This is a genomic window from Amycolatopsis sp. NPDC051903, from assembly GCF_044452505.1.
In the GTDB taxonomy this organism is placed as follows: Bacteria; Actinomycetota; Actinomycetes; order Mycobacteriales; family Pseudonocardiaceae; genus Amycolatopsis.
Window position 1 is genome coordinate 40,617 of sequence record NZ_JBITBT010000050.1, and the last position, 25,687, is coordinate 66,303.

Annotated in this window: 24 protein-coding genes and 1 tRNA gene; 8 read left to right on the forward strand and 17 right to left on the reverse strand. The window is 70.8% G+C overall.

What is annotated here, in order from left to right:
- Positions 1-15: 15 nt before the first annotated feature.
- From ACIA77_RS47350 to ACIA77_RS47400, 11 genes are all read right to left on the reverse strand, one after another.
- Entirely contained in the window at positions 16-1,431 is a 1,416-nt protein-coding gene (locus tag ACIA77_RS47350) for an aldehyde dehydrogenase family protein (RefSeq protein ID WP_395892772.1), read from the reverse strand.
- A 29-nt stretch (positions 1,432-1,460) separates the two neighbouring features.
- Complete coding sequence (locus tag ACIA77_RS47355) at positions 1,461-2,525, reverse strand: tartrate dehydrogenase (protein WP_395892773.1); 1,065 nt, start codon at positions 2,523-2,525, stop codon at positions 1,461-1,463.
- Complete coding sequence (locus ACIA77_RS47360) at positions 2,522-3,334, reverse strand: DeoR/GlpR family DNA-binding transcription regulator (RefSeq protein ID WP_395892774.1); 813 nt, start codon at positions 3,332-3,334, stop codon at positions 2,522-2,524. The genes ACIA77_RS47355 and ACIA77_RS47360 overlap by 4 nt, the downstream gene beginning before the upstream one ends.
- Complete coding sequence (locus ACIA77_RS47365; protein ID WP_395892775.1) at positions 3,331-4,197, reverse strand: hypothetical protein; 867 nt, start codon at positions 4,195-4,197, stop codon at positions 3,331-3,333. Before ACIA77_RS47365 ends, ACIA77_RS47360 begins: the two co-directional genes overlap by 4 nt.
- Before the next feature lie 95 nt (positions 4,198-4,292).
- A complete protein-coding gene (locus ACIA77_RS47370) occupies positions 4,293-5,942 on the reverse strand; it encodes a thiamine pyrophosphate-binding protein (RefSeq protein ID WP_395892776.1) in 1,650 nt (549 codons plus the stop codon).
- A complete protein-coding gene (locus ACIA77_RS47375) occupies positions 5,939-7,099 on the reverse strand; it encodes an ABC transporter substrate-binding protein (RefSeq protein ID WP_395892777.1) in 1,161 nt (386 codons plus the stop codon). The genes ACIA77_RS47370 and ACIA77_RS47375 overlap by 4 nt, the downstream gene beginning before the upstream one ends.
- 84 nt (positions 7,100-7,183) lie before the next feature.
- Complete coding sequence (locus ACIA77_RS47380) at positions 7,184-8,344, reverse strand: ABC transporter substrate-binding protein (protein WP_395892778.1); 1,161 nt, start codon at positions 8,342-8,344, stop codon at positions 7,184-7,186.
- A 46-nt stretch (positions 8,345-8,390) separates the two neighbouring features.
- Positions 8,391-9,203, reverse strand: coding sequence for an ABC transporter permease (locus tag ACIA77_RS47385; RefSeq protein WP_395892779.1), 813 nt, complete (start codon positions 9,201-9,203; stop codon positions 8,391-8,393).
- Between the two features lie 33 nt (positions 9,204-9,236).
- Entirely contained in the window at positions 9,237-10,022 is a 786-nt protein-coding gene (locus tag ACIA77_RS47390; RefSeq protein WP_395892780.1) for an ABC transporter ATP-binding protein, read from the reverse strand.
- Positions 10,023-10,050: 28 nt separating this feature from the next.
- Entirely contained in the window at positions 10,051-11,034 is a 984-nt protein-coding gene (locus tag ACIA77_RS47395; RefSeq protein ID WP_395892781.1) for a cyclase family protein, read from the reverse strand.
- Positions 11,035-11,213: 179 nt separating this feature from the next.
- Positions 11,214-13,355: an acetate--CoA ligase family protein gene (locus tag ACIA77_RS47400; protein ID WP_395892782.1), complete on the reverse strand. Its 2,142-nt coding sequence runs from the start codon at positions 13,353-13,355 to the stop codon at positions 11,214-11,216.
- Between the two features lie 184 nt (positions 13,356-13,539).
- On the opposite strand from ACIA77_RS47400, the gene ACIA77_RS47405 reads away from it, so the two are divergent.
- Complete coding sequence (locus tag ACIA77_RS47405; RefSeq protein ID WP_395892783.1) at positions 13,540-14,373, forward strand: IclR family transcriptional regulator C-terminal domain-containing protein; 834 nt, start codon at positions 13,540-13,542, stop codon at positions 14,371-14,373.
- Between the two features lie 62 nt (positions 14,374-14,435).
- Positions 14,436-14,855, forward strand: coding sequence for a Fur family transcriptional regulator (locus tag ACIA77_RS47410; protein WP_395892784.1), 420 nt, complete (start codon positions 14,436-14,438; stop codon positions 14,853-14,855).
- On the opposite strand, the gene ACIA77_RS47415 is transcribed toward ACIA77_RS47410, so the two are convergent.
- Entirely contained in the window at positions 14,852-15,703 is an 852-nt protein-coding gene (locus ACIA77_RS47415; RefSeq protein WP_395892785.1) for a hypothetical protein, read from the reverse strand. The genes ACIA77_RS47410 and ACIA77_RS47415 overlap by 4 nt on opposite strands.
- Positions 15,663-16,667: an EamA family transporter gene (locus tag ACIA77_RS47420; protein ID WP_395892786.1), complete on the reverse strand. Its 1,005-nt coding sequence runs from the start codon at positions 16,665-16,667 to the stop codon at positions 15,663-15,665. Before ACIA77_RS47420 ends, ACIA77_RS47415 begins: the two co-directional genes overlap by 41 nt.
- Before the next feature lie 69 nt (positions 16,668-16,736).
- On the opposite strand from ACIA77_RS47420, the gene ACIA77_RS47425 reads away from it, so the two are divergent.
- The 4 genes from ACIA77_RS47425 (at position 16,737) to ACIA77_RS47440 (ending at position 19,183) form a co-directional block, all read left to right on the forward strand.
- The gene (locus ACIA77_RS47425; RefSeq protein WP_395892787.1) at positions 16,737-17,591 is read left to right on the forward strand and encodes a LysR family transcriptional regulator; all 855 of its coding nucleotides are present in this window, start codon (positions 16,737-16,739) and stop codon (positions 17,589-17,591) included.
- A gap of 151 nt (positions 17,592-17,742) precedes the next feature.
- On the forward strand, positions 17,743-18,117 hold the full coding sequence (locus ACIA77_RS47430; RefSeq protein ID WP_395892788.1) for a hypothetical protein: 375 nt from the start codon (positions 17,743-17,745) through the stop codon (positions 18,115-18,117).
- A 492-nt stretch (positions 18,118-18,609) separates the two neighbouring features.
- Positions 18,610-18,683, forward strand: a tRNA-Cys gene (locus ACIA77_RS47435).
- Positions 18,674-19,183 carry an HNH endonuclease gene (locus ACIA77_RS47440; protein WP_395892789.1) on the forward strand — a complete coding sequence of 170 codons (510 nt, stop codon included), beginning with the start codon at positions 18,674-18,676 and terminating at the stop codon, positions 19,181-19,183. The genes ACIA77_RS47435 and ACIA77_RS47440 overlap by 10 nt, the downstream gene beginning before the upstream one ends.
- A 146-nt stretch (positions 19,184-19,329) precedes the next feature.
- Here ACIA77_RS47440 and ACIA77_RS47445 read toward each other — a convergent pair whose 3' ends face one another.
- From ACIA77_RS47445 to ACIA77_RS47460, 4 genes are all read right to left on the reverse strand, one after another.
- Positions 19,330-20,280: an alpha/beta hydrolase gene (locus tag ACIA77_RS47445; protein WP_395892790.1), complete on the reverse strand. Its 951-nt coding sequence runs from the start codon at positions 20,278-20,280 to the stop codon at positions 19,330-19,332.
- An 80-nt stretch (positions 20,281-20,360) separates the two neighbouring features.
- Positions 20,361-21,299, reverse strand: coding sequence for an ornithine cyclodeaminase family protein (locus ACIA77_RS47450; protein WP_395892791.1), 939 nt, complete (start codon positions 21,297-21,299; stop codon positions 20,361-20,363).
- Positions 21,296-22,429, reverse strand: coding sequence for an aminotransferase class I/II-fold pyridoxal phosphate-dependent enzyme (locus ACIA77_RS47455; protein WP_395892792.1), 1,134 nt, complete (start codon positions 22,427-22,429; stop codon positions 21,296-21,298). Before ACIA77_RS47455 ends, ACIA77_RS47450 begins: the two co-directional genes overlap by 4 nt.
- Positions 22,413-23,042, reverse strand: a complete 630-nt coding sequence (locus ACIA77_RS47460) for a transcriptional regulator (RefSeq protein WP_395892793.1) — start codon at positions 23,040-23,042, stop codon at positions 22,413-22,415. Before ACIA77_RS47460 ends, ACIA77_RS47455 begins: the two co-directional genes overlap by 17 nt.
- Before the next feature lie 120 nt (positions 23,043-23,162).
- On the opposite strand from ACIA77_RS47460, the gene ACIA77_RS47465 reads away from it, so the two are divergent.
- Both ACIA77_RS47465 and ACIA77_RS47470 read left to right on the forward strand, forming a co-directional pair.
- On the forward strand, positions 23,163-24,284 hold the full coding sequence (locus ACIA77_RS47465) for an alkene reductase (protein ID WP_395892794.1): 1,122 nt from the start codon (positions 23,163-23,165) through the stop codon (positions 24,282-24,284).
- 69 nt (positions 24,285-24,353) lie between these two features.
- On the forward strand, positions 24,354-25,532 hold the full coding sequence (locus tag ACIA77_RS47470; RefSeq protein ID WP_395892795.1) for an alginate lyase family protein: 1,179 nt from the start codon (positions 24,354-24,356) through the stop codon (positions 25,530-25,532).
- Positions 25,533-25,687 lie beyond the last annotated feature (155 nt).

Consider the following 25,687-nt stretch of genomic DNA (forward strand, 5'->3'; position numbering starts at 1 on the left):
CTTCCGCCCCGTCGCTCACGCGGCGAGGATCACGAGCTTCTCGGCCACCAGCGACTCCACGGCGTACTTCACGCCTTCGCGGCCGTGGCCCGAGTCCTTCACCCCGCGGTAGGGCATGTGGTCCGCGCGGAACGCGGGCGCCACGTTGACCAGGACCGAGCCGGCCTCGGCGCGCCGGCTGTACTCCAGCGCGTTGCCGAGGTCGTTGGTGAAGATCGCGGTGTTGAGGCCGAAGCGGGAATCGTTGGCCGCGGTGATGGCCTCGGCCACGCTCTTCACCGGCACCACCGTGACCACGGGTCCGAACACCTCGTCGCACAGCAGCACCGAATCGGGCCGCACACCGGTGACGACGGTCGGTTCGAGCACACCGTCGCGCACCGCGCCGCCGGCGACCACGCGGGCTCCGTCGCGGACCGCGCCCTCGACCCACTGCGTCACCCGGTCCGTGGCCTGGCTGCTGATGAGCGGGCCGACCACGGTCTTCTCGTCGGCCGGATCGCCCACCGCGAGCGCCCCGACGGCAGCGCCGAGCTTGGCGAGGACGTCCTCGACCACGTCCTCGTGGACGTAGAGCCGTTGCAGCGAAACACAAGCCTGACCGGAGAAGCCGTAACCGGACGCTACGGCAGCGGCCACCGCGCGGTCGAGATCCGCGTCGGCGTCCACGACCATGGCGGTGTTCGAGCCGAGCTCCAGCACGTGCTGCTTGTGCGGCGAACCGGCCTTGATCTGCCAGCCGACGGCGGCCGAACCCGTGAACGACACGACGGCGACACGTTCGTCTTCCTGCCAGGCCTTCACGATCTCCGCCGGGTCGCCCGTCACCAGGTTCAGCCAGCCCGGGGGCAGGCCGGCCTCCGCGAGCACCTCGACGAGCAGACCCGCGGTCAGCGGCGTGCGCTCGGACGGCTTGAGCACCACCGGGCACCCCGCCGCCAGCGCCGGGCCGATCTTGTGCGCCACCAGGTTGAGCGGGAAGTTGAACGGGGTGATCGCCGCGACCACCCCGAGCGCCTCGGCGACGGTGAACGCGAGCATGCCCTCGCCGGTGGGGAACGCGTCCAGCTGCACGGACTCGCCGGGCAGCCGGCGCGCCTCGTCGGCCGAGAGCTGCAACGTCGTGATCGCGCGCTGCACCTCACCACGTGCGGCAGTGATCGGTTTGCCTGCTTCCAGCAACAACAGTTGTGCGAATTCTTCCGCTCGTTCACCGACGAGCCGCGCCGCGGCCACGAGCACCTCCGCTCGGCGGTACGGCGGCAGTCCGTCGGCGAGCGCGCGCCGCGCGGCCGTCACCGCGGCGGCCGCGTCGGCGGCGTCCCCGACGGCGTAGGTGCCGACGAGCTCACCGTTCCACGGGCTGCGGACCTCCGCCGTCTTCTCCCGCGTGACGGATTCGCCGTCGATGTACAGAGCCTGGTTACGCATTCCGGTCCCCTCTTCTCCCCTGGTGGTGGTCATGCCCGCAGCCGCGCGGCGACGCCGTCGGTGAACTCCGCGGTGGACGCGGTGCCCCCGAGGTCGCGGGTGCGCAAGCCTTCGGCGAGGCAGGCTTCGAACGCGGCGGTCAGCTCCGCCGCGGCGGCGGGTTCGCCGAGGTGGTCGAGCATCATCACGCCGGCCCACAGCTGGCCGACGGGGTTCGCGACGCCCTGGCCCGCGATGTCCGGTGCCGAACCGTGTACGGGTTCGAACATCGACGGGTGTTTTTTCTCCGGGTTCAGGTTCCCGCTCGGCGCGACACCGATCGAGCCGGCGATCGCGCCCGCGAGATCGGACAGGATGTCGCCGAACAGGTTCGACGCGACGATCACGTCGAAGCCCGCCGGGTCCAGCACCAGCTTCGCGGCCAACGCGTCGATGAGCACCTTGTCCACGGCCACACCGGGGAAGTCCGCGAGGACGTCGGCCACGACCTCGTCCCAGAACGGCATCGTGTGGATGATCCCGTTGGACTTCGTCGCGGACGTGAGCTTGTTGCGCCGCGTCGTCGCGAGTTCAGCGGCGAAGCGGGCGGCGCGCGTGACGCCGCGGCGGGTGAACACGGCGTCCTGGATGGCCGCCTCGTGCGGTTCGCCGGCGTAGATCCGGCCGCCGACGGCCGAGTACTCACCCTCGACGTTCTCGCGCACGATCACGAGATCGACGTCGCCCGCGCCGGCGACCCGCGCGGGGATGCCGGACAGTGTCCGAACCGGACGGAGGTTGATGTACTGGTCGAACGTGCGGCGGATCGGGATCAGCAGTCCCCACAACGTTTCCACGTCGGGGATCTCCGGATCGCCGACAGCGCCGAGGAAAATCGCGTCGTGCTTCGCGAGGTCGTCGAGCCCGGTCGAGGGCATCATCGCGCCGTGCGCCTTGAAGTACGCCGAACCCCACGGGAGCTCGGTGAGGTTCAGCGTGAACCCGTGCCGCTCCGCCACGAGGTCGAGGCACCGCAGCGCTGCGGGCACCACCTCGAGGCCGATGCCGTCACCCGCGATGACGGCGATGTCGTGCCGCTTCCCTTGGGAAGTCATGCTTCCTCCTTGTCCTCCGGGAGTTCGGCCCGGGGGACGATCGTGACCTCGACCCCGTGGGCGAGGAGTGCTTCGTGGTCGGAGGCCGGGATGCCGTCGTCGGTGACGATCCGGTCCACGTCGTCGAGGGTGCAGGCGCGCACCATCGCGGAGATCGAGAACTTGCTGGAATCGGCCAGCAGCACCACTTCGTCGGCGACGTCGACGAGCGCGCGCTTGGTCATGGCGTCGAAGTGGTTGCCGCAGTACACGCCGTCGGGGTTGATGCCGCTCGCCGCGAGGTAGAGGCGGCGCAGGCGCAGCTCGGCGATGGCCGCGAGCGTGGCGGGCCCGGCGAACGACTGCGTCAGGTGGTGCAGCGAACCGCCGAGGCACACGATCTCCACGGTGTCGTGGGTGAGCAGCGTGTTGGCGACGGCGAGCGAGGGCGTCACCACGTGCAGCCGCGCGGCGGGCGGGATGGCCAGCGCCAGCGCCAGCGTCGTGGTGCCGGCGTCGAGCGCGACGGCGCCGGTGTGCGGCAGGTCGAGCACGGCGCAAGCCGCGATGGCGTCCTTGGCCGAGCGCATGCGCCCGGCCCGCGACCGGAAGTCGGTGCCCGCCAACGCGGTCTGCGGCAAGGCGGTCACTCCACCGTGGACACTGCGGAGCCGGCCGTCGGCCACGAGCTTCTGGACGTCGCGGCGGATGGTCATGTCCGAGACGTCGAACTCGCGCGAGAGCTCCGCCGTGGTGCAGTAACCCTGATCCTCGACGATCTGCATGATCCGGCCGCGGCGGTCCTGCGTGGGACGGTGCGAGGTCGTCATCGGGCGCTCACCACTTCACGGACCGCGCCCGCCAGTGCGGCCAGCCGCGGCGCCGCCGTCACCCGCAGACCCGGGCCCGGCGGGTTTTCGGTGACGACGTCGTGCCAGATCGCGCGCCCGGCCAGGAAACCCGCCGCGCCGCCGCGGCAGGCTTCGAGCACGGCGGCCGGGTAATCAGTGGGCACGACGCCGCTGGAGAGGACGACCCACGGCACGGTCAGCTCACGCGTCAGTTCGGCCGAAAGGCGGGCCACAGCGGAGACGTCGCCCTTGCGGTAGCCGGGGATTTCGGCCTTGTACAGGTCGGGCCCGGCGGCGGTGAGGGTGACGGCGGCTTCGTGGACGGCCACGTCGCGCTCGGGCTCCGGGCAGCGCACCATGCCCTCCAGCAGAGTGGGCACGCCGCAGCGGCGGCCGAGGTCGACGAACCGGGCGACGGTTTCGTCCCGCCGCGGGTCGGGGCGCCCGGGGCGGAAGAGGACGAGCAGTTTGATGGCGTCGGGCCGGACGCGGCCGAGGAAGTCCACTGTGGCCTCCTCGGCCAGCTCCCCGCGGGTGACGGGCCCGCCCGGTTCCTGCACGAGCCGGTCGACGGCGAGCACGAACCGCGTGCCCGCCGGGATGCCGGCGCGCGGGCCGTTCACCAGTCCGTAGCGGCTGTCGACCAGGATCGCCGACGCGTGGGGCGCGAGCGCCGCCACGGCTTCGGCCTTGAACCGGCAGAGGCGCTCGTCGGGCACGGTGCGCAGGGGCGCACCGGCCGCCATGAGCGTCCGCAGCGATTCGCGGTGGTCGACCGACACCATCGTGAAGGAGCCGCCCGGGTTCGCCAGCCGGGTCGCACGCGGGTGCGGGGAACTCATCCGGACTCCTTCCTGTTCGTCACTCTTCGCACGCCGTGATGGTCGAAAAGCGACATCAATCGGCGGTTTTCCGCGCCGGGCTGGGGCGTTTCGCGCTACTTCAGTGCGCCTGCGCAATCGATCTGTGGATCGATGCGCACGTCCAGCACCGTGAGTCCCGGGCCGGCGCCGGCCGCCGCGGCGGCCAGCTCCTCGCGGGTGCGCACCACGCGGCCGGTCCCGCCGAACGCGCCGGCGAGCTGCGCGACGTCCGGCAGGGTCTGGCGGATCATCTCCGGGGGCAGGTCGTACTGGTCGACGTACTTGGCTTCGGCGCCGAGCTGCTCGTCGTTCGTGACGACGACCGTGAGGCTGAGTCCGTTGAGCCGCACCGCGTCGAGGTCCTGGGCGGCCATCATGAAGCCGCCGTCGCCGCAGAACAGCACCACCGGATCGGCGGGCCGCGCGGCCGCGGCGCCGATCGCGATGCCGAGCCCGCGCCCGATCGACCCGAAGCTGTTGCCGATCAGCCACTGCCGCGCCGACTCCGCCGAGACGAGCGTCGGCAGGGTTTTGAGGCTGCGTCCGGCGTCCGTGACCACGACCCGGTTGGCCGGCAGGTGCTCGTCGAACACCCCGAACACCTCCCGCAGGTCGAGCCCACGCGCCGGATCGTGCCCGACGTCCACCGCCCGGACGGACTCCTGCACCTGCGCGATCGTCGGCCGCGCGACCACCGGCTTCGGGTTCGTGAGTCCACGCGCCCGCCACGCGTCGAGTACGGCGCGCACCACGTGCTGTGCGTCGCCGAACAACGACACGTCCGGATCCGCACCGGTAGGCACCGTCTCCGGGTCCACGTCGACGCGCGCGAACCGCGCCGCCGGGAACACCTGCCGGTCCCCCGTCGTCCACGTGTTGAGCGAAGCTCCGACCGCGAACACCACGTCCACTTCGGCCAGTGCTTTGCGTACGAGCGCGGGAGCCCAGTTGCCGCACAGGCCGAGATCGCCCGCGCGACCGGAGAAGAACCAGTTGGCCCGCAGGGTGGTGCCGGTCTGCGCCCCGGTCAGCGTCGCCAGTTCCGCCAGCTCCGCCCGGCAGTCCGCGAGGATCGCCCCTTGTCCGGCCAGGATCAGCGGCCGCCGCGCTGAGGCCAGGAGATCTACAGTGGACTCGACGGCGGCCGGATCCGGTGTCGCACCACCCCGCTCGCTTCCGGTACCAACGCCCAGCCGCTCGGGCGACGATCCGAGACCCTCGGCAGGCAACTCGACGTCCGCCGTGAGCACACCGTCGGCGATGCTCACCACCTGCGGGCACCCGTTCCACCGCGCCGCCGCCAGGGCCGCACCGAACCGGTCCGCGAGCTGCGAGGCCTCGGCGACGTGGTGGAACCCCGCCCCCGCGACCTCGCACAGCGCCCGCTGGTCGAGGTTCATCGTCGTCTTCACCTTCGTCGCCGGGGACTCACCGACGACGAACAGCAGCGGCACGTGCGTGCGCGTCGCCGACACCAGGCCGTTGAGCGCGTTCGCGAAGCCCGGCCCCTGCGTCACGCTGCAGACCGGGATCTCGCCGGCAGCCCGGCTGAAGCCCTCGGCCGCGTTCACGGCCGTCTCCTCGTGTCGCGTTTTCACCAGCCGCAGTGCGCCGGTTTTCACGCCGTGTCCGATCCACGGCACGTTGGTGTTGCCCACCATGCTGAACACCGTGCTGGTGCCCCCGCGCCGCAACAGTTCGGGGATCGCCTCGTACCCCTTCACGAAAGGCTCCCGCTGGGCTTGTCCCAGCCCTTCTCGTCGGTGCCGTACTTCGCGATGTAAGCCTTGAGCACGGTTTCGCCGAGGTAGCCGTCGGTCGGGGCCGGGCCGGGGATCGAGTGGATGTCGTTGAAGAAGTACTGGTTGTCCTGGTCCCAGGTGGTCTTCCAGTACGCCACCGCCCCGGGGGTGAAGATCTGGGCTCTCGTCTCCCCCGCGTTCGCCGGGTACGTCTCGAGCTTCTGCCAGTAGGCCTTGAAGTTGTCGACGGTCAGCGTCGACCCGGTCTGCTTGTTGTACTCCTTCGAGATGTAGGCGGCGACCTGGTCGAGGTTGGCGTTGGTGTAGCGGATCGCCTCGTAGGTCACGTGGATCAGCTTCAGCAGCGCGTCCTGGTTGGCGTTCCAGTACGACTTCGTGGTGATGTAGCCGTTGATCGGCGGCGGCGAGAGGTTCGTGCCCGCCAGCAGCACCTTGTACCCGCGGTCGGACAGCGTCTGGCGCTGCGGGATGCCGGCGATGTACGTGTCACCGTCGCCGCGCAGGTACGCCGTGAGCCCGCTCGCCGGGTCGAGGTCGGTGTACTTGACCCAGTCGAGCGATTTGCCCTGCGCCTGGATCGCCGTCTGGATCACCTCGGCGCGGCTGTTGTTCAGCGTGGTGATCACGTTCTTGCCGTGGATCTCGTCGATCACGGCGCTGATCGCGTCCTGGGAGCTCTTGCCCGCCTTGACGAAGTCGTCGTAGGTCTTGAGGTTCGAGTCCGGCCGGCCCATGAGCGCGAAGCCGTTGCTGAAGATGTCCCACGGGTAGAGGTAGGCCAGGTCGTTGTCGAGGTGGTAGCCCTGGTTGATCTCCGACGCCGTGCGCCACCCGACCGGCGCGCCCTTGCCGCTGGCCACGATCTTCGCGATGTTGGTGAACGCGACGTTCTGGAACGTCACGTTCAGGCACTCCTTCTTGTACCAGCCCAGCGCGTCGCCCAGGCTCATCACCAGCGAGTCCTGGTACGGGGTGGTCGCGATCTGGATGTTGGTGGTCTTCGCACAGCCCTCGATCGCGGGACCGGCCGCGCTGTCCGTCGACCGGCAGGCGGTCAGCGCCGCGCACAAGCTCACGGCCGCGACGAGCGCCGCCACGACTCTCCGGCGTACTGGCATGGTGCACCTTCCTTGGAGCTCTCGAGCGTCATCGATCGAACCCCCGGCCGTGCGTTCGCACGGCGACGAACTTCGTCCCCTTGATCACAGGCTTCCGGTCGGCTTCGACCACCCGGTCTCACTCGACCCGTACTTCGCGACGTAGGCCTTCTGCACCTGCTCACCCAGGAACGCCGAGGCCGGCGCCGGTGCGGGGATGATGTGCGTGTTGTCGAAGAAGTAGTGGTTGTCCTCGTCCCAGATCGTGCGCCAGTACGCGGGCGCGCCCTGGGTGAACATCAGCTTCTGCGCGTCCCCGGCGTTGGTCGGGTACGTCTCGAGCTTCTGCCAGTAGCGGTTGAAGTCGGCGACGGTGAGCGTGCTGCCGGTCTGCTTGTTGTAGGTGTCCGACACGTACTTGGCGACGGCGTCGCGGTTCGCGTCGGTGTAGCGGATGGCCATGAACGTGACGTGGATCAGCGACAGCAGCGCGTCCTTGTTCTCGTTCCAGTAGCTCTTGGTCGTGAGGAACCCGTTGAGCGGCGGCGGTGACAGCTCCGAGCCGGTCAGCAGGTTCTTGTAGCCCTTGTCGAGCAGCGGCTGCTGCTGCGGCAGGCCCGCGATGTAGGTGTCACCGGTGCCGGAGAGGAACGCGGTGTACCCGCTCGCCGGATCGAGGTCGACGTAGCCGGCCCAGTCCAGCGGTTTGCCCTGGCCCTGGATGGCGCTCTGGATCACCTCGGCGCGGCTGTTCTTCAGCGTGGTGACGATCGACTTGCCGTGCAGTTCGTCGATCACCGCGGCGATGGCGGCCTCGCGGCTCATGCCGGAGTTCTTGAACTCCGCGTAGCTCTTGAGCCCGCCGCCCGGCCGGGCCATCAGCGCCGAGCAGCTGCTGCAGATGTCCCACGGGTACAGGTAGATCAGGTCGGAGTCGAGGTGCTGCGCCTGGTTGATCTCCGACGACGTGCGCCAGCCCACCGGCGCGCCGTGTCCACTCGCGACGATCTTCGAGATGTTGGTGAGCGCGACGTTCTGGAACGTCACGTTGAGGCACGCCTGCCGGTACCAGCCGAGCTGGTTGCCCAGGCTCATGATCAGCGAGTCCTGGTACGGCGTGGTGGCGATCTGGATGTTGGTGGTTTTCGCGCAGCCTTCGATCGGCGCGCCGGCGCTGTTCGAGCCCGCACACGCGGTCACACTGCTCGCGAGCAGGCCGAGCGCCGCGATCAAGCCGCCGAGGCGGAGTCGGGTGCTGATCCTCATGGGTGGTGCTCCTCGGTGTTCGAAAGGCGACGGGGAGGTGTGCGGATCAGGCCATGCGGTCGACCCAGCGGGTGAGGAACTTCGTCACCAGCCTCAGGAGCTGGTCGAACACGAACGCGCCGATCGTCACCGTCGCGGTTCCGATCAGCACCACCGAGGTGTTCAGCGAGTTGCTGGCCTGCAGGATCAGGTAGCCGATGCCGTTCTGCGCCCCGAGGTACTCGGCCGACACCACCACGGCCCACGCCAGCGCGGCGGCGATCCGCAGCGACGCCACGAGGTTCGGCAGGATCGCGCGCAGCACGACCGTGCGGTAGATCTGGTTCGGCGTCGCGCCCAGCGACTGCGCGGCCCGGACGAACAGCGGGTTCACGTTCTTCGCCGACTCCATGGTGGTCACGGCGAGCGTCATGAAGCACGGAAGCGCGGCCAGGGCGATGCGCTGGGTGTCGGTGAGACCGAACCACAGGATCGTGAACGGGATCAGCGCGATCGGCGGCACCGGCCGGATGATCTCGATCAGGGGGTTGACCGAGAAGTACGCGATGCGGCTGCGGGCCATGATCAGGCCGACGAGCACGCCGAGAGCGCACCCGATCACCCAGCCGAAGAGCATGCGGTACGCGGTGGAGCCGAAGTCGACGGCGAGGTTGCCGCCGAGGGTCTCCCCCGCCTGGATCGTGGACGCGATCGACGGGAAGTACAGGTCGGGGACGACCTTCAGCAGGTCGGTGAGCAGGTACCACGCCGCGAGCACGACCACGACGGCGAGCACGCTGAGGATGCGGATGTTCGGCCGGCGGCGGGGCCGCGCGGACGGGCGCGCCGTCCGCACCGGCGGGGTGTCCAGCTGGGTCATCGGATTCTCACTCTCGAAAGCTCGGCGGGCGGTTCACTCGCTGCGCAGCAGCGACTGGATCTCGCGGCGCAGCTCTTGGAAGGCGGGTTCCATGCGGACGTTCTCCGGCCGCGGCCGGGCGAACGGGATGCCGATGATCTTGCGGATGCGGCCCGGGCGCGGCGTCATCACCGCCACCATGTCGCCGACGTAGATCGCTTCCTCGATGTCGTGGGTGATGAACACCAGCGTTTTGGGATCGGACACGCTGAGGTTGACGAGCTCCTCCTGCAGCTGTTCCTTCGTGATCTCGTCGAGCGCACCGAACGGTTCGTCGAGCAGGATCGTGCGCGGGTTGTTCACATACGCACGCCCGATGTCCACCCGCTTGCGCATCCCACCGGACAGCACCTTCGGGAACTCGCCGGCGAACGCCTCGAGTCCGAGCACCTGCAGGAAGTGCTCGACCCGGCTCTTCGACGCGGCGTCCTGCGCGCGGCGGATGCGCGGACCGTACTCGAGGTTGCCGCGCACGGTCAGCCACGGGAACACGGCGTCGGCCTGGAACACGGTGGCGCGGTGTTCATCCGGTGCGCCCACGGGTTCGCCGTCGATCAATGCCTCGCCGGTGGTGGGACTGGTGAAGCCGCCCAGCACGTTGAGCAGGGTCGTCTTCCCGCAGCCCGACGGGCCGACGACGGCGAGCGTCTGCCCCGGCTCGATCGTGAACGACGCGTTCTGCACCGCGTCGAAGCTGCGGTCCTTGAGCTGCATCGTCACGGTCAGGTCGTCCACGACGATGCGCGCGGGCAGGGTGTCGGTGGTCTGGGTGATCGTCATCGCTTCGTCCTCGGTGCTCGGGCTGCGGTCACTTGACGGCCAGGGCGTTGGCCGGGGAGGCCGCGCCGTGGGGGAGGTTGATCGGCGCCGACGCGAGCAGGAACCGGTAGACCCGGTCGCGCGCGCAGTCTTCGGCGAGCGCGGCGAGGTCCCACATCTCGCCGATCGGCAGGCCCAGCATCGGGATCAGGCGCGGGTGCAGCATCATCTCGTGCCGCCGCGCGGGGTCGGCCTTGATCTCGTCGGCGACGGCGGGATCCAGCAGCGCGCCCGGCGGCCAGATCTCGAGCGCCGGGTTGTCCGCGGCGACGGCCGCCAAGCGCAGGTTCCACAGCGTGCGGACCATGTCCTCGACCGGGCGCAGACCAGGAGTGCGCAACGCGGGGATCGGGGCGATCTCCGCGCGGGCCCGCTCGTCGAGGCTCTCGTACCACTCCGTCCAGCCGGTGCGGACGAGCAGGATGTCTCCACTGTGGACTTCGACGCCCTGGCTCTCCAGCGCGCCTGTGACGTCCTCGACCTCGATCGGGTCCGCCGTGCGGTGGTCGAGCGGCCGCCCGGCGGCCTCGCGGTACCGGCCGACGTCGGCCAGCACGGCACTGCCGAAGATCCCGCGCTCGGCCCACACGTGGATGCCGTGCTCCTCACTCGGGATCCCGTTGTAGTTGCCGAATCCGACTCGCTCCACGTGCCGGAACCCGTCCCACTGCGACGACGCCTGCGTGTTCCAGTCGTGCAGCACGTCGTTGAGCGACGTCGAGGTCGTCGACTTCACGATCTCGTGGCGGAAGTTGGGCCGCCCGAAGAACGCCGGGTGCGGCAGGTCCATGCGCCAGTTGAGCGAGAAGACCTTGCCCCGCCGCACGCCCCGGGCCGCTTCGGCCGCGCGCTCCTCGGTGATCAGGTTCAGGCAGCCCAGCTTGTCGTCCGGCCCCCACAGCCCCCAGGAACACGGCAACCCGCCCTTGGTGGGGAGGTCGTCGTACTCCGGGATCGCGTCTGCCGTCGCCACTGGTGCTCCAACCTGTCGGGGAGAGCCGCGGACTCGCGGCCGTGAGGTGCGGGAAGTGACAGCGACGTTAAGCGCGCGATGCCGTTGTGTCAATATTCGAACAGATCTCTGTTCAGAAACGAACATCTTCCGTGACGCGGGGTGGATTCCCGCTCACACCAGGGAAACTCGCTCGACGATCAGCAGGCCGTCGAGTGCGGCCCCCCGGTCTCGCGGACGGAGACAGGGTTCAGCTCCAGCAAGAACCGCGCCCACGGCAGCGTTTCGGCGAACTCCGCGAAGGCCGTGAGGAACTCCGCCGCCCACTTCCCAGCCGTCGCCAGGTCGAGCCCCGCGGCGTGCTGGGCGAACCGGAGTTTTCCCAGTTCTCGCACCATCTTCGGCTCCGTGAAGGGCGCCGTGACGAACGCGATGTCGTCGAGCAGCTCGGCCAGCACCCCGCCCGCGCCGCACGACACGACGAGCCCGAACACCGGATCCCGGAACGCCGACACGAACAGCTCCGTGCCCGGCTCGGCCATCTCCTGCACGTAACACGACGCGCCCGCCACACCGAGTTCCGCCGTCCTGGCCACGAGTTCACCGTGCGCCCGGCGGAGGGAGTCCTCATCGGACAGTCCCAGCCGGACCAGGCCCGCGGCCACGCGGTGCGTGACCTCCGGGGACACGACCTTCACCGCGACCGGGTAGCCCACGCCCTCGGCCGCGCAGACGGCTTCGGCGGCAGTCGCGGCGAGAACTCCCTTCGGGACGCGGATCCCGGCCCCGGCGAGCAACCGGTGCACCTCGTGCTCGGGAAACACCTGGCCGTCGACCGCCTCGGGAACACCCGGTGGTCTGCGGCGCACCGAATCGGCGACGAGCCGCGCCGATTCGGCACCGACGTCCCGTTCCGCGGCCGCCACCTGCCCCAGCGTGGTGGCCGCAAACGCTTGCTCGGTGAAGATGTGCACACCCGCCGCCTTCAGCAGCGCCTCCGCCGTCGGCGGGAAACCCTTGCAGTGCACGGCGAGCGTCGTGGTTCCCCCCGTGTGCACGGCTGCAAGGGCGAGCGCCAGCTCCTCCCCCGCCGCCGCGCTCATGGCGCCGAGCTGCACGAGGACCACGTCGACTTCGCCGCAGGAATCCAATACCCGCAACGCTTTCGGGAACCGCTCACGCCATTCGGGCCGGGTGAACGCCTCCGGGGTCAGGTCGAGCGGATTGCGGCTCGACGCGATCTCCGGCAGCAACGGCGCCAGCCGCGCCCGCGTTTCCGCGCTCAGCGGCGGCACCTCGAGCCCCGCGTCGACACACAGGTCGGCGGCGATGATGCCCTGGCCGCCGCCGTGGCTGACCACCGCGACACGGCGGCCCGGCAGCGGACGGCCGGTGTTCGCGGCCAGGAACGACGCGACTTCGACGAGCTCTTGCGGCGAAGCGACCCGCACAGCGCCTTCCTGGTCGAGCACCGCGTCCCAGATCCGGGCCGGGCCGGCCAGCGCACCCGTGTGCGCGGCGATGGCCTGCGCGCTGACCGCCGATCGGCCACCCTTGAGCACCACCACGGGTTTGCCGGCCCGCCGGGCCGCGCGCAGCACCGAGATCAGCCCGGCTCCGTCGGCGAGCCCTTCGAGGTAGCAGCAGAGCACGTCGGTGCCGGGGTCGTCGACGAGGTACGCGAGCGCTTCGACGGCACCCAGGTCGGCCTCGTTGCCCGTGCTGATCATGTGGCTGAACCCCGTGCCGACCGCCTGCGCCCACGAGTGGGCCGACGCCGCCAGCCCGCCGCTCTGGCTCACGACACCGATCCGGCCCGGCAGCAGGGTGTCCACACCGGACAGCCACGACGCGAACGTACCGGTGAAGCCGAGTGCGGTGTTCACCACACCGAGACAGTTGGGGCCCAGCAATCGAACACCGGCTGTGCGTGCGCGCACGACAAGCTGTTCCTGCAGCACCACACCGGCGCCGCCGTTCTCGGCGAACCCGCCGGCCCAGACGACCGCGGCCGGGACTCCGGCCGCCGCGAGTTCGGGCACGAGGTCCGGCACCCGCGCCGCACCGACCCCGACGATCGCCAGATCCGGCGCCGACGGCAGCTCGGCCAGGCTGCGGTGACCGGCGTACCCGGCGACGGGCTCCCCCGAGGGATGGACGGGGAAGACGTCGCCCGCGTAGCCGAACTTCCGCAGGAACCGCACGGCCGTGCCGCCGCGGTTGCCCTCGGCGTCGCGCGCGCCGACGACAACGACCGACCGCGGCGCGAACAGCGCGCGCAGGCCGGCGCTCGCGGCCGGACCACCGGTCCTCCGGAGCGACTGCTCTGTCGTCGGATCCACGGACACCCCTTTACGGGTCGCCTGAGGTTGCTCTAGTTTGTGCGGAGGTCGCACAAGTTTCCGTAGCTCGCACAAACCATGCCTCGCCGCCGACCGGCTGTCAAGAATCGAGCCGGGCACCGGCGGCGGGTGCGAGCGTGCGACAGTTGCGAACCGGAGCACAGACAGCGGAGGTGACGCGCCAGTGGCCGACAACCCGGGCCCGATCAGCAAGGGCGACCTGGTCCAGTCGTTCGAACGCGGCTTGGCCGTGATCCGCGCGTTCGACGGGCACGGGCCGGAGCTGACGCTGACCGAGGTCGCCGAGCTCGCCGGGGTCACGCGCGCGGCCGCGCGGCGGTTCCTGCTGACGCTCGCCGAGGTCGGCTACGTGCACACCGACGGCAAGCGGTTCTGGCTGCGGCCGCGCATCCTCGAACTCGGCAACGCCTACCTGTCGAGCCAGGGCCTCGCCGAGGTCGCGCGCCCGCACATGGATCGGCTCGTGGCCGAGGTCGACGACTCGGCCGCGCTGTGCGTGCTCGAAGAGGACGACATCGTCTACGTCGGGCTCGTGCGCACGCCGGCGCGGCGGATCATGGCGCTCAACGTGACGATCGGCAGCCGGATCCCGGCGCACCCCTCGTCGATGGGGCGGGTGCTGCTGGCGAACCAGCCCGAGGACTGGCGCGAGGCCTACCTCAAGCGCGTGGAGCTGCAGCCGTTCACCCCGCGCACCGTGAAGGACCCCGAGAAGCTGGGCACGATCCTCGGCCGCGTGCGGACTGACGACTTCGCGCTCGTCGACCAGGAGCTCGACCTCGGCCTGCGCTCGATCGCCGTGCCGCTGCGCCACGCGGACGGCGAGGTGTACGCGTCGCTGAACGTGTCGATGCACTCGACTCGGCGGTCCAAGGAGGAAATGCGCAGTCAGCTGCTCGAACCGTTGCGCCGCACGGCGGCCGGCATCGAGTCCGACTTGCGCGCGATCGCGCGGCGGCGCCAGTCGTTCTCGATCAGCGGCGAGGGCAACGCCTGAACCGGCTGTGACCCGGGTCCCTCGGCCGGTACCCGGCGCGGTGGCGAAGTTACCATCTGTTCATGGATGACTTCGCGGGCCTGCTGAAGCAGCGGGGACTGCGGAACACGGCCCAGCGTCGCGCGGTGCTCGGCGCCGTCCGCGAGCACCCGCACACCACCGCGGCCGAGATCGCCGCGCTCGTGGAGGCCGACGCCGGTGGCCTGTCGCGGCAGGGTCTGTACAACGTGCTGGACGACCTGGTCTCCGTCGGGCTGCTGCGCACCCTCGAACCGGCCGGCTCCCCCGCGAGGTTCGAACTCGACCACCACGACAACCACCACCACCTCGTGTGCCGGGGCTGCGGGCGGATCGAGGACGTGCCGTGCGCGGCGGGGTCCGCCCCGTGCCTGCACCCGGTCACCGCGTCGGGCTTCACGATCGACGAAGCCGAGGTGACGTGGTGGGGCCTGTGCGCTGACTGCGCCCGCGCGACGTCCTAGTCCTGCGGTGGTGCCGTCTCGTCGACGGCCACGGTGAGCAGGCGGATCATCGCGTCGATCGGCAACCGGTTTTCGTCGGCGTGGTCGAGGAACGACAGGACGCGCAGGCCGTCCGAGGTGAGTTCGGACGTGTCGTCGCCGACGTGTGCGCTCGCGGCTTCCAGCGTGCCGAGGCCTGCGCTGTGGTGAGCGTCGCGGACGGCGTTGCGGAGGACGGCGAGCTCGGCCGCCGACGGGCCGCGCTTCTCCGCCCGCAGCCGTTCGACGATCCGCACGACCTGCGGCGACCGCGCCGTCACCGATTGGCGCGCGGCGAAGGACGCCACCATGCGCGGGGTCGCCCGCGTCTCGGCCGGCGGTGCCGGGATGGCCGGCGCCGGGGCGCCCTCGACGCGCAGGCTGTCGAGCGCGGCGGCGCGGCGTTGTTCGCTTTCGCGCAACCGGACCAACGGGTCCTTGCGCTTCGACGCGGCGAACGCGCGCGCCTGCTCCCGGGCCTGCCGGCCCGCTTCGGTGACACGTGGCGCGCGGCGGCCGGTGCCGTCGGCGGCGGACTGGCGGCGGTTGTTCGCGAACCACGCCTCGAACGACTGCCCTTTGCGCGGCGGCTCGTGGACTTCGGACATCGTGGTGTCCGAAGTTTCACGGAACCAGCCGTTGAGGCGTGAGCGCAGGAACTCCCCCGGGCGTTCGCCGGACTGGCGCGGGCGCTGGCGGGTGCCGTCGGGCAGGGCACTGAGTGCAATCAGCAGTGCGTCGGGGCAGTAGCCGCTGCTGTACCAGAACTCCAGCTGGCGCTCGACGTCGTCACGCTCGTCGCGGGTCAGCCGCTCTGTGACCCAGCCCATGCGCCGGAACAGGACACCGGTCGCCTGCGCGCGTTCGTGCGCGTCGCTCGGGACGACCGTCGACGGCCACGCCCGGTCCGACATCCGAACCACTCGGCACCTCCTCCGGCTCTGACGGTACGGGGCCCGCTTCCGCGCCTTTCACCCGACACGCCGTCGCGTTGGCGGCGACGATCACCACGATCGCGGCCCACGACAGCGCGTCGAGGTGCTGACCGAGCACCACCAGTCCCACGAGGGCCGCGAGCACCGGGTTGACGCTCATGAAAACGCCGAAGAACCGCGCGGGCACGCGGCGCAGGGCCAGCAGGTCGGCGAGGAGGGGCACGGCCGACGAGAGCACCCCCGCCGTCAGGGCGGCGCCGAGCGCGGCGAGCGTCGGGTGGTGGTGGACGAACACCACCACGCCGACCGGCACGTAGGCCAACCCGGACACGGCCGCTGCGGCGGCCGAGCCCTGCGCGCCGGGCAGCCGGCGGCCGATGGTGCGGTTGAGCAGGATGTAGCCGGCCCAGCACGCGGCGGCGGCCAGCGCCAGCCCGATGCCCACGTAGTCCGTGCTGGGCCGCGGGCGGGTCAGCACGCCGACGGCCGCCGTGGCCGCGAGCGCGCACACCAGGTCCGTCCGGCGGCGCGATCCGGCCAGCGCGATCGTGAGCGGGCCGACGAACTCCAGCGTGACGCCGAGGCCGAGGCCGATGCGGTCGATGGCCGAGTAGAGCGTGAGGTTCATCGTGGCGTACACCGCCGCGAGCCCGAGAATGGGCCGCCACTGCCGCGCGGTGAAGTCCCGCACCCGCGGGCGTCCGATGACGAACAACACCACCGCGGCGACCCACTGTCGGACGGCGACCACGCCGGTGGGGCCGAGCACGGGGAACGCGAGCGCTGCCGTGGCCGCGCCGATCTGGTTGGCGGTGGCGCCGCCGAGCATGAGCGCCACGCCCTGGGTCTGCTTGCTCATGACCGTGAGCGTGCGACACCGTCGAGCATGCGCAAAATGCATTCATCGGCCCGGCTATACGCTGGAGTCATGGATCTGGAGCTGCGGCACCTGCGCTGCCTGGTCGCGATCGTGGACACGGGCACGTTCACGGACGCAGCGATCGAGCTCGGGGTTTCCCAAGCGGCGGTGTCCCGCACACTGCTTTCGCTGGAATCCGCACTCGGCGTGCGACTTCTCCACCGCACGAGCCGCAGCATCACGCCGACCACCGCGGGCGTCCAGGTACTCGCGCGCGCCCGGCACCTGCTGGCCGAGGCCGACGACCTGGTGCGCGAAGCGACCACCGGCCACACGCGGCTGCGCATCGGGCACGCGTGGTCCGCGATGGGCCGGCACACCGCGGAGTTCCAGCGCCGCTGGGCCGAGCGCCACCCGGACGTCGAGCTGCTGCTGGTGCGCACCAACACCGCGACCGGCGGCCTGGCCGAAGGGCTGTGCGATCTCGCCGTGGTGCGCACCGCGATCGACACGCGCCGCTTCGCGCACGCCGTTGTCGGCCACGAGGCGCGCTACTGCGCCATGGCCGCCGACGACCCGCTGGCGCGCCGCCGCACCGTGACGCTCGCCGAGCTGAGCTCGCGCGTGCTGGTGATCGACCGCCGCACCGGCACCACGACGACCGACCTGTGGCCCGAGGAGACCCGCCCGCACGTGGAACCCACCCACGACATCGACGACTGGCTCGCCGCCATCGCGACCGGCCGCTGCGTCGGCGTCACGCCGCACTCCACCGTCACCCAGTACCGCCGGGACGGGATCGCGTACCGCCGCGTGCGCGACGCGGCCCCGGTGCCGGTGCAGCTGGTGTGGCGCAGCCACGACCCCCACCCCGCGACCCACGCGGCGGTGGCCCTGCTGAGCGAGCTGTACCGGCGCTGCTGAACCCCGGCCGCCGAAAACGCCGTCGAGAGCACCGTCGAAACCACTGTGGACGGTCACCTCTTCGGGCCATTCCGGGCCGCCGGGGCAGACATCCGGCGCCGCGCGGGGGATGCTCCATTTCGGACAAACCGCAAACAGGAGGGGCAATTTCATGAGGAATCTCCGCTTCCGCGCCGGGTTCCTGGTCGCGCCGCTGGTGGCCGCGGGCCTCGTCGTCGCGCCGGCGAGCGCGAGCGCCGCACCCACTGCGGTGACGGATCTCGACTGCGGCGTGTTCGCGTGCAGCTGGGTGTTCAGCAAGAGCACCACCAAGCTGCTCTCGGAAGGGGCTTCGGCGGCGCGCGCCTGCAAGAACATCCCCTCTCCCGGCAACGCGGCGTGCGCGATCGCCATCGGAGCGCTCGTCATCACCGCCAAGAAGGCGCGCAGTGAGGGGAAGTGCGCGAAGATCACCTGGACCAAGACACCGCCTCCGCCGGTCGGCACGTGGTGGCCGTCGGTCGAGGGCGGCGGGCGCTGCAAGTAGGTCCGCGGCGAGCGGCGGTGCCTCGGCCCCCGGCCGTGAGGAGGTCCGCGGCGGCCGGCACCCGTTCGCCGCGCCGAGGTTCCCGCCGGCCGGTGGCGCTCCGACACCCACCGGCGGGCGTGGTGCGGGGCCGTCCCGTCCACTGTGGAGGCACGGTGGACGCGTGGACGGCCCCGCCGGTGATTTCCGCGGGTGCCGCGCCGCCGGCGAGGTCGTTCGCCGGGCGAATTATCACCGTTGCGCGCCCGCGCGAGGTCGGTCATGATGAACTGGTCCACCCACCACCGAGGAGTGACGAGATGTCCGGCCTGGAAGAGCGCGCGCTGTGGTGCCCCAGCGGTACCGCGTGCGGCGCACCGCGCCTTCCGCACGCCGCCGAGACCCCAGGCTCCACGCCGTGACGTGCCCAGGCACGCCGCAGCTGGGAGCCGCCCGTCGGGATACCGATCAGGGCGGCTTTTTCGTGCTCCGTGACCTTTCGCCCGACTCCCCGACCACGTGCCCGAACGGCAAGGGAACCGCCTGCAAAGCGGGGCAAACCGGTTCGACTCCGGTCGTGGTCTCCACCCTTGACCCGTGGAAGGAGGTGCCCGTCGCCATGGGTGTCCTGGTCCTCAACGCCGGCTACGAGCCCTTGCACACCGTCTCCGTACCCCACGCGATCCGGATGCTCGTCCGGCACGTCGCGGTCGTGCACGAGAGCGACGGCGCCGATCTCGGTGTCTTCCCCCGGCCGAAGGTCGTGCGGCTGATCCGGTACGTCGTGATGAAGTGGCGCTACTCCGGCCCGCCCCGGTGGTCGCGCCGCGGTGTGCTGCAGCGCGACGGCCACCGGTGCGCCTACTGCGGCCGCCACGCCACCACCGTCGACCACGTGGTGCCGCTCTCGCGCGGCGGCGAGCGCACGAGCTGGCTGAACACCGTCGCCGCGTGCGGTGGCACGGCACGCAGCTGCAACGCGCGCAAGGCCGACCGCACGCCCGGCGAGGCCGGCCTGACGCTGCGGATCACCCCGCGCGTGCCGACGTGGGACGAGCTGCACCCGCTGCGCGCATCGTCCACATGAGACACGCGCTCGCGGGGTGCGCCCGGCGCTGAACGGGCCACTGGTCCGCTTGCCGGCGGCGACCCTTGTCAGGACCCGCCTTTCCCGTCCTGACAAGGGTCGCCGCCCGAGCTACGCGAAAGCTCGCGGTGCAGACCGCGCGCGGATCAGCGCAGCACCCCCAGCGCCCGAGCCAGCACCACCCTCGACTCCACTTCCTCCCGCCGGGTCACCGCCGCGTGCCGCACCATCGCCGACCCGTGAAACGTCCCGGGGAACAAGTGCAGCTCCGTCGGCACTCCGGCAGCCAGCAACGCCTGCGCGTACGCGATCCCCTCGTCCCGCAACGGATCGAACTCCATCACCGACACGTACGCGGGCGGTAACCCGGTCAGATCCGTCGCCCGCGCCGGTGCCGCGTACACGGGAACGTCCGCCGTTCCCCGGATTCCGTCACCGAGGTAACAATCCCAGCTGAATTCCGCGTGCGACAGGTTCCACAGTGGAGTGTCGACGAACCGCCGCATGCTCGCCGTCCGCAACCGGTCGTCGATCTCCGGCACCCCGAGGAACTGGAACGCGATGGCCGGCCCACCCCGGTCACGCGCCAGCAACGCCAGCGCGGCCGCCAGGCCGCCCCCGGCGCTGCTCCCGCGGATCACCACCCGTTCCGGGTCGACGCCGAGCGCCTCGGCGTTCTTCACGGCCCACACCAGCGCCGCGTAGCAGTCCTCGAGCCCCGCCGGGTACGGGTTCTCCGGTGCCAGCCGGTAATCCACCGACACCACCACGACCTCGAGGTCGCGAGCCAGCGCGACCGCTTGCGGGTGATCGGTGTCCACCGTGCCCACGATGAAACCGCCACCGTGGATGTTCAGCAGCAACGCCGGCGACGCGACCAGGTCCGGGGTGTACACGCGCACCCGCACGTCGGGCGCGCCGTCGGGCCCGGGCACGAGTTCGTCGCGCACCGTCAGGCCGGTTTCGTCGACCTCGCCGAGCACCTCGGCCAGCACGGCCTTCATCTGCTCCCGCGCCGCGGGCAGGTCCCGGAAGTTGCCGGAGTCGGGCAGCGTCGCCAGTGCAGCGGCGATCTCGGGGTCGAACGGGTAGTCCATCGGTCTCCTCCAGGTGACGGGTCCGCGGTCCATCCTTCCGGCCCGGACCGCCACCCGCACCCGCCGGGTGCGGTGCCCGCTCAGCCGAGGTGCGTGAACACCGCCGTCGCCACCGCCGCGTCCGCGACGCCCACGCCGGTGAGGTCCGCGATCGTGAGCCCCGAGCGGTCCGGCACGCCGTCGCGGAGGACCAGACCGGCCGAAACGTCCGCATCGGCCCCGACGACACCCGCGCGGACCGCATTGCCGAAGTCGCCGTGAGCGAGGCACTGGTCGTGGTCGTCGGTGGCTATCGTCGTGGCGTTCGCGAACAGGCCCGGCGGCAGTTCGGCCTTGCCGGGCAGATCGGTGCCGATGCCGGTCACGTGCTGGACGGCCGCGGAAAACGCCTCCGCCGGCGCGAGCGGGCTCGTCGACGGCGTCGCCGTGATCACGCAGGGCGTGGCCGCCGCCTCGGCGGCCGTCGCGGGCTCCGCCTTCAGGCCGGCGGTGGCCAGGTCGGCGCACAGCTGCCGCACGGCTTCGGACCGTCGACCGCACACGCGCACGCGGCTCAGCGGCCGCAGTTCGGCCAGCCATTCCACCTGCAGCCGGGCCTGCAAACCCGTGCCGAAGACGGCCACCTCGTCGACATCGGCGGGCGTCAGCGCGTGGGTCACCAGCGCGCCGGCGGCGGCCGTGCGCCACGCGGTGAGCCAGCCCTCGTCGGCCAGGACCGCGGCGGGCACGCCGGTGGTCGCGTCCAGGACGAGCACGAGGCCGCTGTTGGTCGGCAAACCGCGTTCGGCGTTGCGGTAGAAGCCCGAAGCGACCTTCACCGCGAAGTGCGACGAGCCCGCCAGGTGCCCGGCCTTCACGTGGCAGTCGCCTTCGGCGTCGGCGAACCACAGCGCGATCGGCTGCGGCATCGTCGTGCGGCCTTCGGCGTGCGCGACGAGGGCGGTGCGCACGGCGTCGAACACCAGCTTCCGCGTGGCCACGGCCTCGATTTCGGCCAGCCCCACCACCTTCAGCGTCATCGCCGCTCCTCCAGGAACTCCGCCCACGCGGCCAGCCCTTCGTCCGGATCGCGCCGTCCGACGCCGACGCGGAACCGGTCCGCCGGCGTCGGGATGAGGTCGGAGCGGTAGATGCTCGACGGCAGCAGCAGAACCCCGCGCTGCTCGACGAGTTCGGTGCACATGGCTTCGACGCCGTCCGCGCCGAGGTAGCGCGGGAAGCACACGCAGCCGCCGCGCGGCGCCGCCCACTCGAACAGGTCCGGGAACCGCGCGAAGAACGCGTCGAACTTCGGCACGTTGCCGGCGATCACCGCGCGGTTGCGCGCCAGGATCGCGTCGCGGGCCCGCAGGCCGATCAGCGCGAGCACCTCGCTGGGCGCGGAGTTGCAGATCGACGTGTAGTGCTTCGCCCGCTCGAGCCGCCGCAGGAGCTCGGGGTCGCGGCAGGCGATCCAGCCGACGCGCAGGCCCGGCAGACCGTAGGCCTTGGACATGACGTTGAGCGACAGCGCCGAGGCCGACAGGTCGGCCGCCTGCGGGAGCGTCGCGGCCGGGTCGAGCTCGAGGCCGCGGTAGACCTCGTCGCTGAACAGCAGGATGCCGCGGTCATCGCACAGCCGGACCAGCCGCGTCCACGTGTCGAGGTCCGGGACGGCGCCGGTCGGGTTGTTCGGGAAGTTGACCGACACGACGCGGGTGTTCGGCCGCAGTTGCCGCTCGATCTCGTCGACGTCGAGCGCCCAGCCGTCCGCTTCCCGCAGCGCGACGCCGGTGACCTCGCCGATCGACAGCGGGATGGTCTCGGCCGCCTGGTAGTTCGGCGTGATGACGACGGTGTGGTCACCGGGTTCGAGCAGCGTGCGCATCGCCAGGTAGAGGCCCTCTTCCGCGCCGGCGAAGCACAGCACGTGCTCCGGGCCGACGTCGGTGTAGGTCTCCGCGATCTCCTCGCGCAGCGCCGGCAGGCCGTAGGTCTCGGTGTAGCCGAGGGCGAGGTTCTCCCAGCGTTCGCGGCCGTCGTCGTCGGCGAGCGCGAGCAGCTCACGGACTGTGAAAGTCTGCACATCGGACGCGGTCAGGTGGTGGCGGGCGGTGAACTCCCACCGGGAGAAGTACGTCTCCAGCCGGAAGTCAGGAAGCGTCGGCATCGGGTTCCTTGCGCAGGTCGGCGAGCAGTTGGTAGGTGGCGGAACGGGAGATCCGCAGCGCGCGGGCCACCACGGGTACCGACCGGCGCTGCGCGAACACGCCGGCGGTGTCGAGACGTGCGAGAAGCACCAGACGCTGTTCGCGGGTCAACGTCTCGACGGGCGTGGCGTGGTCGCGGACGAACTCGCCGACCACGTCGTTGAGCGTTTCCGTCCAATCGCGTTCGAACAAAGCCTGTGGCTGGCCGGTCACGGGAGCTGCGAAACCGGACAACAGCTGTGCGGCCTGATCGAACGCGGTGCGGTCGACGTTCACGCACAACACCACCTCGGCGTTGCCGTGTTCGTCGCGCACCACGGCGCTCACACTCGAGAGTCGCCGCCCGTCGGGCAGCGACTTCGGGTACGGGCCGTAGACGTCCTTGCCCACGGGCCGCAGCCCGTCGAGCTCGCCCAGCAGCGACGGGTCCCCGGGCTCGCGCCCGGAGAACGCGTTCCAGATCCCGAGCACGCTGTCCGTGCGCGGATCGTGCAGCACCACCTCCGCGTGCGGCGAAAGCAGGCGCACGATCGCCTCGCACACCGGGGCCCAGCGGGTCGTCCTCCCATCCATGGGGGTGGACACTACATCCAGCGTGGACGAAGTGTCCATACACCCCAGGGTGGCCGAGGTTAAGTCTGTACCGGACCGTACACTCGATCTGTACGATCCGGTACAGACAGTGGAGGCACCGTGCCCGACCTCTGGAGTCCGCTCGACGTCGGCCGGCTGCGGCTGCACCACCGGCTCGCGCTCTCGCCGATGATGCGCAACCGGGCCCACCCCGACGGGTCCCCCACCGCGTTGGACGCCGAGTACTTCGCCCAGCGCGCGTCGCTCGGGCTGTTGATCACCGGTGGCACGCAACCGTCGGCGGACGGGCAGGGGTTCCTGCTGAGCCACGGGTGCTACACCGACGAGCACGTCGCCGGCTGGCGGCGCGTGACACAGGCGGCGCACGACTCCGGCGGGCATCTGTTCGTCCAGCTCATGCACGCGGGCCGCGTCGCGCATCCGGCGAACACGCCGCACGGCCGCCGGCCGGTCGCGCCCTCGGCCGTCGCGGCCGGCGTCGGGATCCACACGCCGCACGGCAACCGTCCGGTGCCGATACCGCGGGAACTGTCCACAACAGAGGTTCGTGCGACGGTCGGCGATTTCCGCCGCGCCGCCGCTGCCGCGATCGAAGCCGGCGCCGACGGCGTGGAGATCCACGCTGCCAACGGTTTTCTGCTGCAGCAGTTCCTGTCGGCCAACGCGAACCACCGGACCGACGCTTACGGCGGGTCGATCACCAACCGTACGCGGTTCGCTCTCGAGGTCGTCGAGGCCGTCGCCGGGGAGATCGGCGCGGATCGCACGGCAGTGCGAATTTCCCCAGGGCTGCGCGGGTTCGGCATCAACGAAGGCGCGACAGGACCCGCGACGTACCGCCATCTCGTGCGGAAGCTCGCCGGCCTCGCGTTCCTGCACGTGACCCATCACGGCGACGACGCGTTGGCCGCCGAACTGCGCTCCGCGTGGTCCGGCCCGTTGCTGCTGACCCGGCCGGGCAGCACCGTCGAGGAGCGTGCCGCCGACGTCACCAGTGGTCTCGCCGACCTCGTCACCCTAGGCATACTGGCGCTGGCCAACCCCGATGTCGTGGACCGCCTGCGCGCGGGCGCGGGCTTCACGTCGCCGGATCCCGCGACGTTCTACGGCGGCGGCGCCGAGGGCTACACCGACTACCCGACGTTGACCGGAGAAAAGCGTTCCCTCCCACCGGAACACGACTTTCGCGACGCCGTGGACCAGACCACTTCGGTGAAGTAGATTCGATTCTCACGCACGGTCCGCCAGCCTGCGCCTGTTCGTCTTCCGAATCACGACGAAGGGCAGCTCATGCACCGGAAACTCGCTCGCGCGCTGGCCGCGACGGCCGTCGCCACCGTGGTGGCCGCCACCGGCGGGACGGCGTCTGCGACAACGTTCGCGCCGGCCACGTTCACCCACCCGGGCGTGCTCGTCAGCCGGGCACAGCTGGACACCATGCGCCAGCGCGTGCAAGCGGGCACGCAGCCGCAGAAGCAGGCGTACGACGCGATGATGGCGTCGAAGTACGCTTCGCTTTCTTACACGCCGCATCCGCGCGCCGTCGTCGAATGCGGGCCGGTTTCGAATCCCAACAACGGGTGCACCGACGAACGCGAGGACGCCATCGCGGCGTACACGCAGTCCCTCGCGTGGTACGTCACCCGGGACGCACGCTACGCGAACAAGGCCATCCAGATCATGGACGCCTGGTCCTCGACCATCAAGGACCACACGAACGACAACGCCCACCTGCAGACCGCGTGGTCCGCCTCGTCGTGGCCGCGCGCGGCGGAGATCATCAAGTACGTCTACGGGAACTGGCCCGGTTCCGGCCGTTTCGGCACGATGCTGCGCGACGTCTACTACAACGAGATCCAGGGCAGTGACGGCCGCACCGGCAACTGGGAGCTGAGCATCGCCGAGGCCATCGTCGGCATCGGCGTGTTCCTCGAGGACAAGACCATCTACGACCGCGGGATGTCGATTTACCGCAACCGCGTGCCGGCGTTCGTCTACCTCAGCTCGGACGGCCCGTTGCCGAAGACCGTGCCGGGCAGCGGGCTCGACACGCGCGACGAGATCGTGGGGTATTGGCAGGGGCAGTCGACGTTCGCGGACGGGCTCACGCAGGAGACGTGCCGGGATTTCGTCCACACCGGGTACGGGATCGCCGCCATCGCGGAGGTGGCGGAGACTTCGCGGATCCAGGGGCAGGACCTGTACGGGACGGACATCGGCGAGCGGCTTCGGCAGGCGCTGGGGTTCCAGGCTCGGTACGAGCTGAGTGATCCGCCGTCGTGGCTGTGCCACGGGTCGGTGAAGCGGGGGCTGGGGCCGGTGACCGAGGTGGGGTACAACGCGTTGCACAACCGGCTGGGGATCGCGATGACCAATACGCAGGCTTACACGACGGGACACCGGCCGCAGGGGACGAACAACTTGTTCGTGTCTTGGGAGACGTTGACGCATGGGGATAATCCGGCTTAGTGGGGTAGGTGCCGGGGGACGTGGTTGCGCTGGTGCACTGGTGGTGCGGTCGGTGCGCAGGTGCACTGGTGGTGCGGTCGGTGCGCAGGTGCACTGGTGGTGCGGTCGGTGCGCAGGTGCACTGGTGGTGCGGTCGGTGCGCAGGTGCACTGGTG

Coding starts and splice junctions, on each gene's coding strand:
- ACIA77_RS47350 (WP_395892772.1), bottom strand. CDS start 1,431: ATGCGTAACCAGGCTCTGTACATCGACGGCGAATCCGTCACGCGGGAG.
- ACIA77_RS47355 (WP_395892773.1), bottom strand. CDS start 2,525: ATGACTTCCCAAGGGAAGCGGCACGACATCGCCGTCATCGCGGGTGAC.
- ACIA77_RS47360 (WP_395892774.1), bottom strand. CDS start 3,334: ATGACGACCTCGCACCGTCCCACGCAGGACCGCCGCGGCCGGATCATG.
- ACIA77_RS47365 (WP_395892775.1), bottom strand. CDS start 4,197: ATGAGTTCCCCGCACCCGCGTGCGACCCGGCTGGCGAACCCGGGCGGC.
- ACIA77_RS47375 (WP_395892777.1), bottom strand. CDS start 7,099: ATGCCAGTACGCCGGAGAGTCGTGGCGGCGCTCGTCGCGGCCGTGAGC.
- ACIA77_RS47380 (WP_395892778.1), bottom strand. CDS start 8,344: ATGAGGATCAGCACCCGACTCCGCCTCGGCGGCTTGATCGCGGCGCTC.
- ACIA77_RS47385 (WP_395892779.1), bottom strand. CDS start 9,203: ATGACCCAGCTGGACACCCCGCCGGTGCGGACGGCGCGCCCGTCCGCG.
- ACIA77_RS47390 (WP_395892780.1), bottom strand. CDS start 10,022: ATGACGATCACCCAGACCACCGACACCCTGCCCGCGCGCATCGTCGTG.
- ACIA77_RS47410 (WP_395892784.1), top strand. CDS start 14,436: ATGGATGACTTCGCGGGCCTGCTGAAGCAGCGGGGACTGCGGAACACG.
- ACIA77_RS47415 (WP_395892785.1), bottom strand. CDS start 15,703: ATGGGCTGGGTCACAGAGCGGCTGACCCGCGACGAGCGTGACGACGTC.
- ACIA77_RS47420 (WP_395892786.1), bottom strand. CDS start 16,667: ATGAGCAAGCAGACCCAGGGCGTGGCGCTCATGCTCGGCGGCGCCACC.
- ACIA77_RS47425 (WP_395892787.1), top strand. CDS start 16,737: ATGGATCTGGAGCTGCGGCACCTGCGCTGCCTGGTCGCGATCGTGGAC.
- ACIA77_RS47430 (WP_395892788.1), top strand. CDS start 17,743: ATGAGGAATCTCCGCTTCCGCGCCGGGTTCCTGGTCGCGCCGCTGGTG.
- ACIA77_RS47445 (WP_395892790.1), bottom strand. CDS start 20,280: ATGGACTACCCGTTCGACCCCGAGATCGCCGCTGCACTGGCGACGCTG.
- ACIA77_RS47450 (WP_395892791.1), bottom strand. CDS start 21,299: ATGACGCTGAAGGTGGTGGGGCTGGCCGAAATCGAGGCCGTGGCCACG.
- ACIA77_RS47455 (WP_395892792.1), bottom strand. CDS start 22,429: ATGCCGACGCTTCCTGACTTCCGGCTGGAGACGTACTTCTCCCGGTGG.
- ACIA77_RS47460 (WP_395892793.1), bottom strand. CDS start 23,042: ATGGATGGGAGGACGACCCGCTGGGCCCCGGTGTGCGAGGCGATCGTG.
- ACIA77_RS47470 (WP_395892795.1), top strand. CDS start 24,354: ATGCACCGGAAACTCGCTCGCGCGCTGGCCGCGACGGCCGTCGCCACC.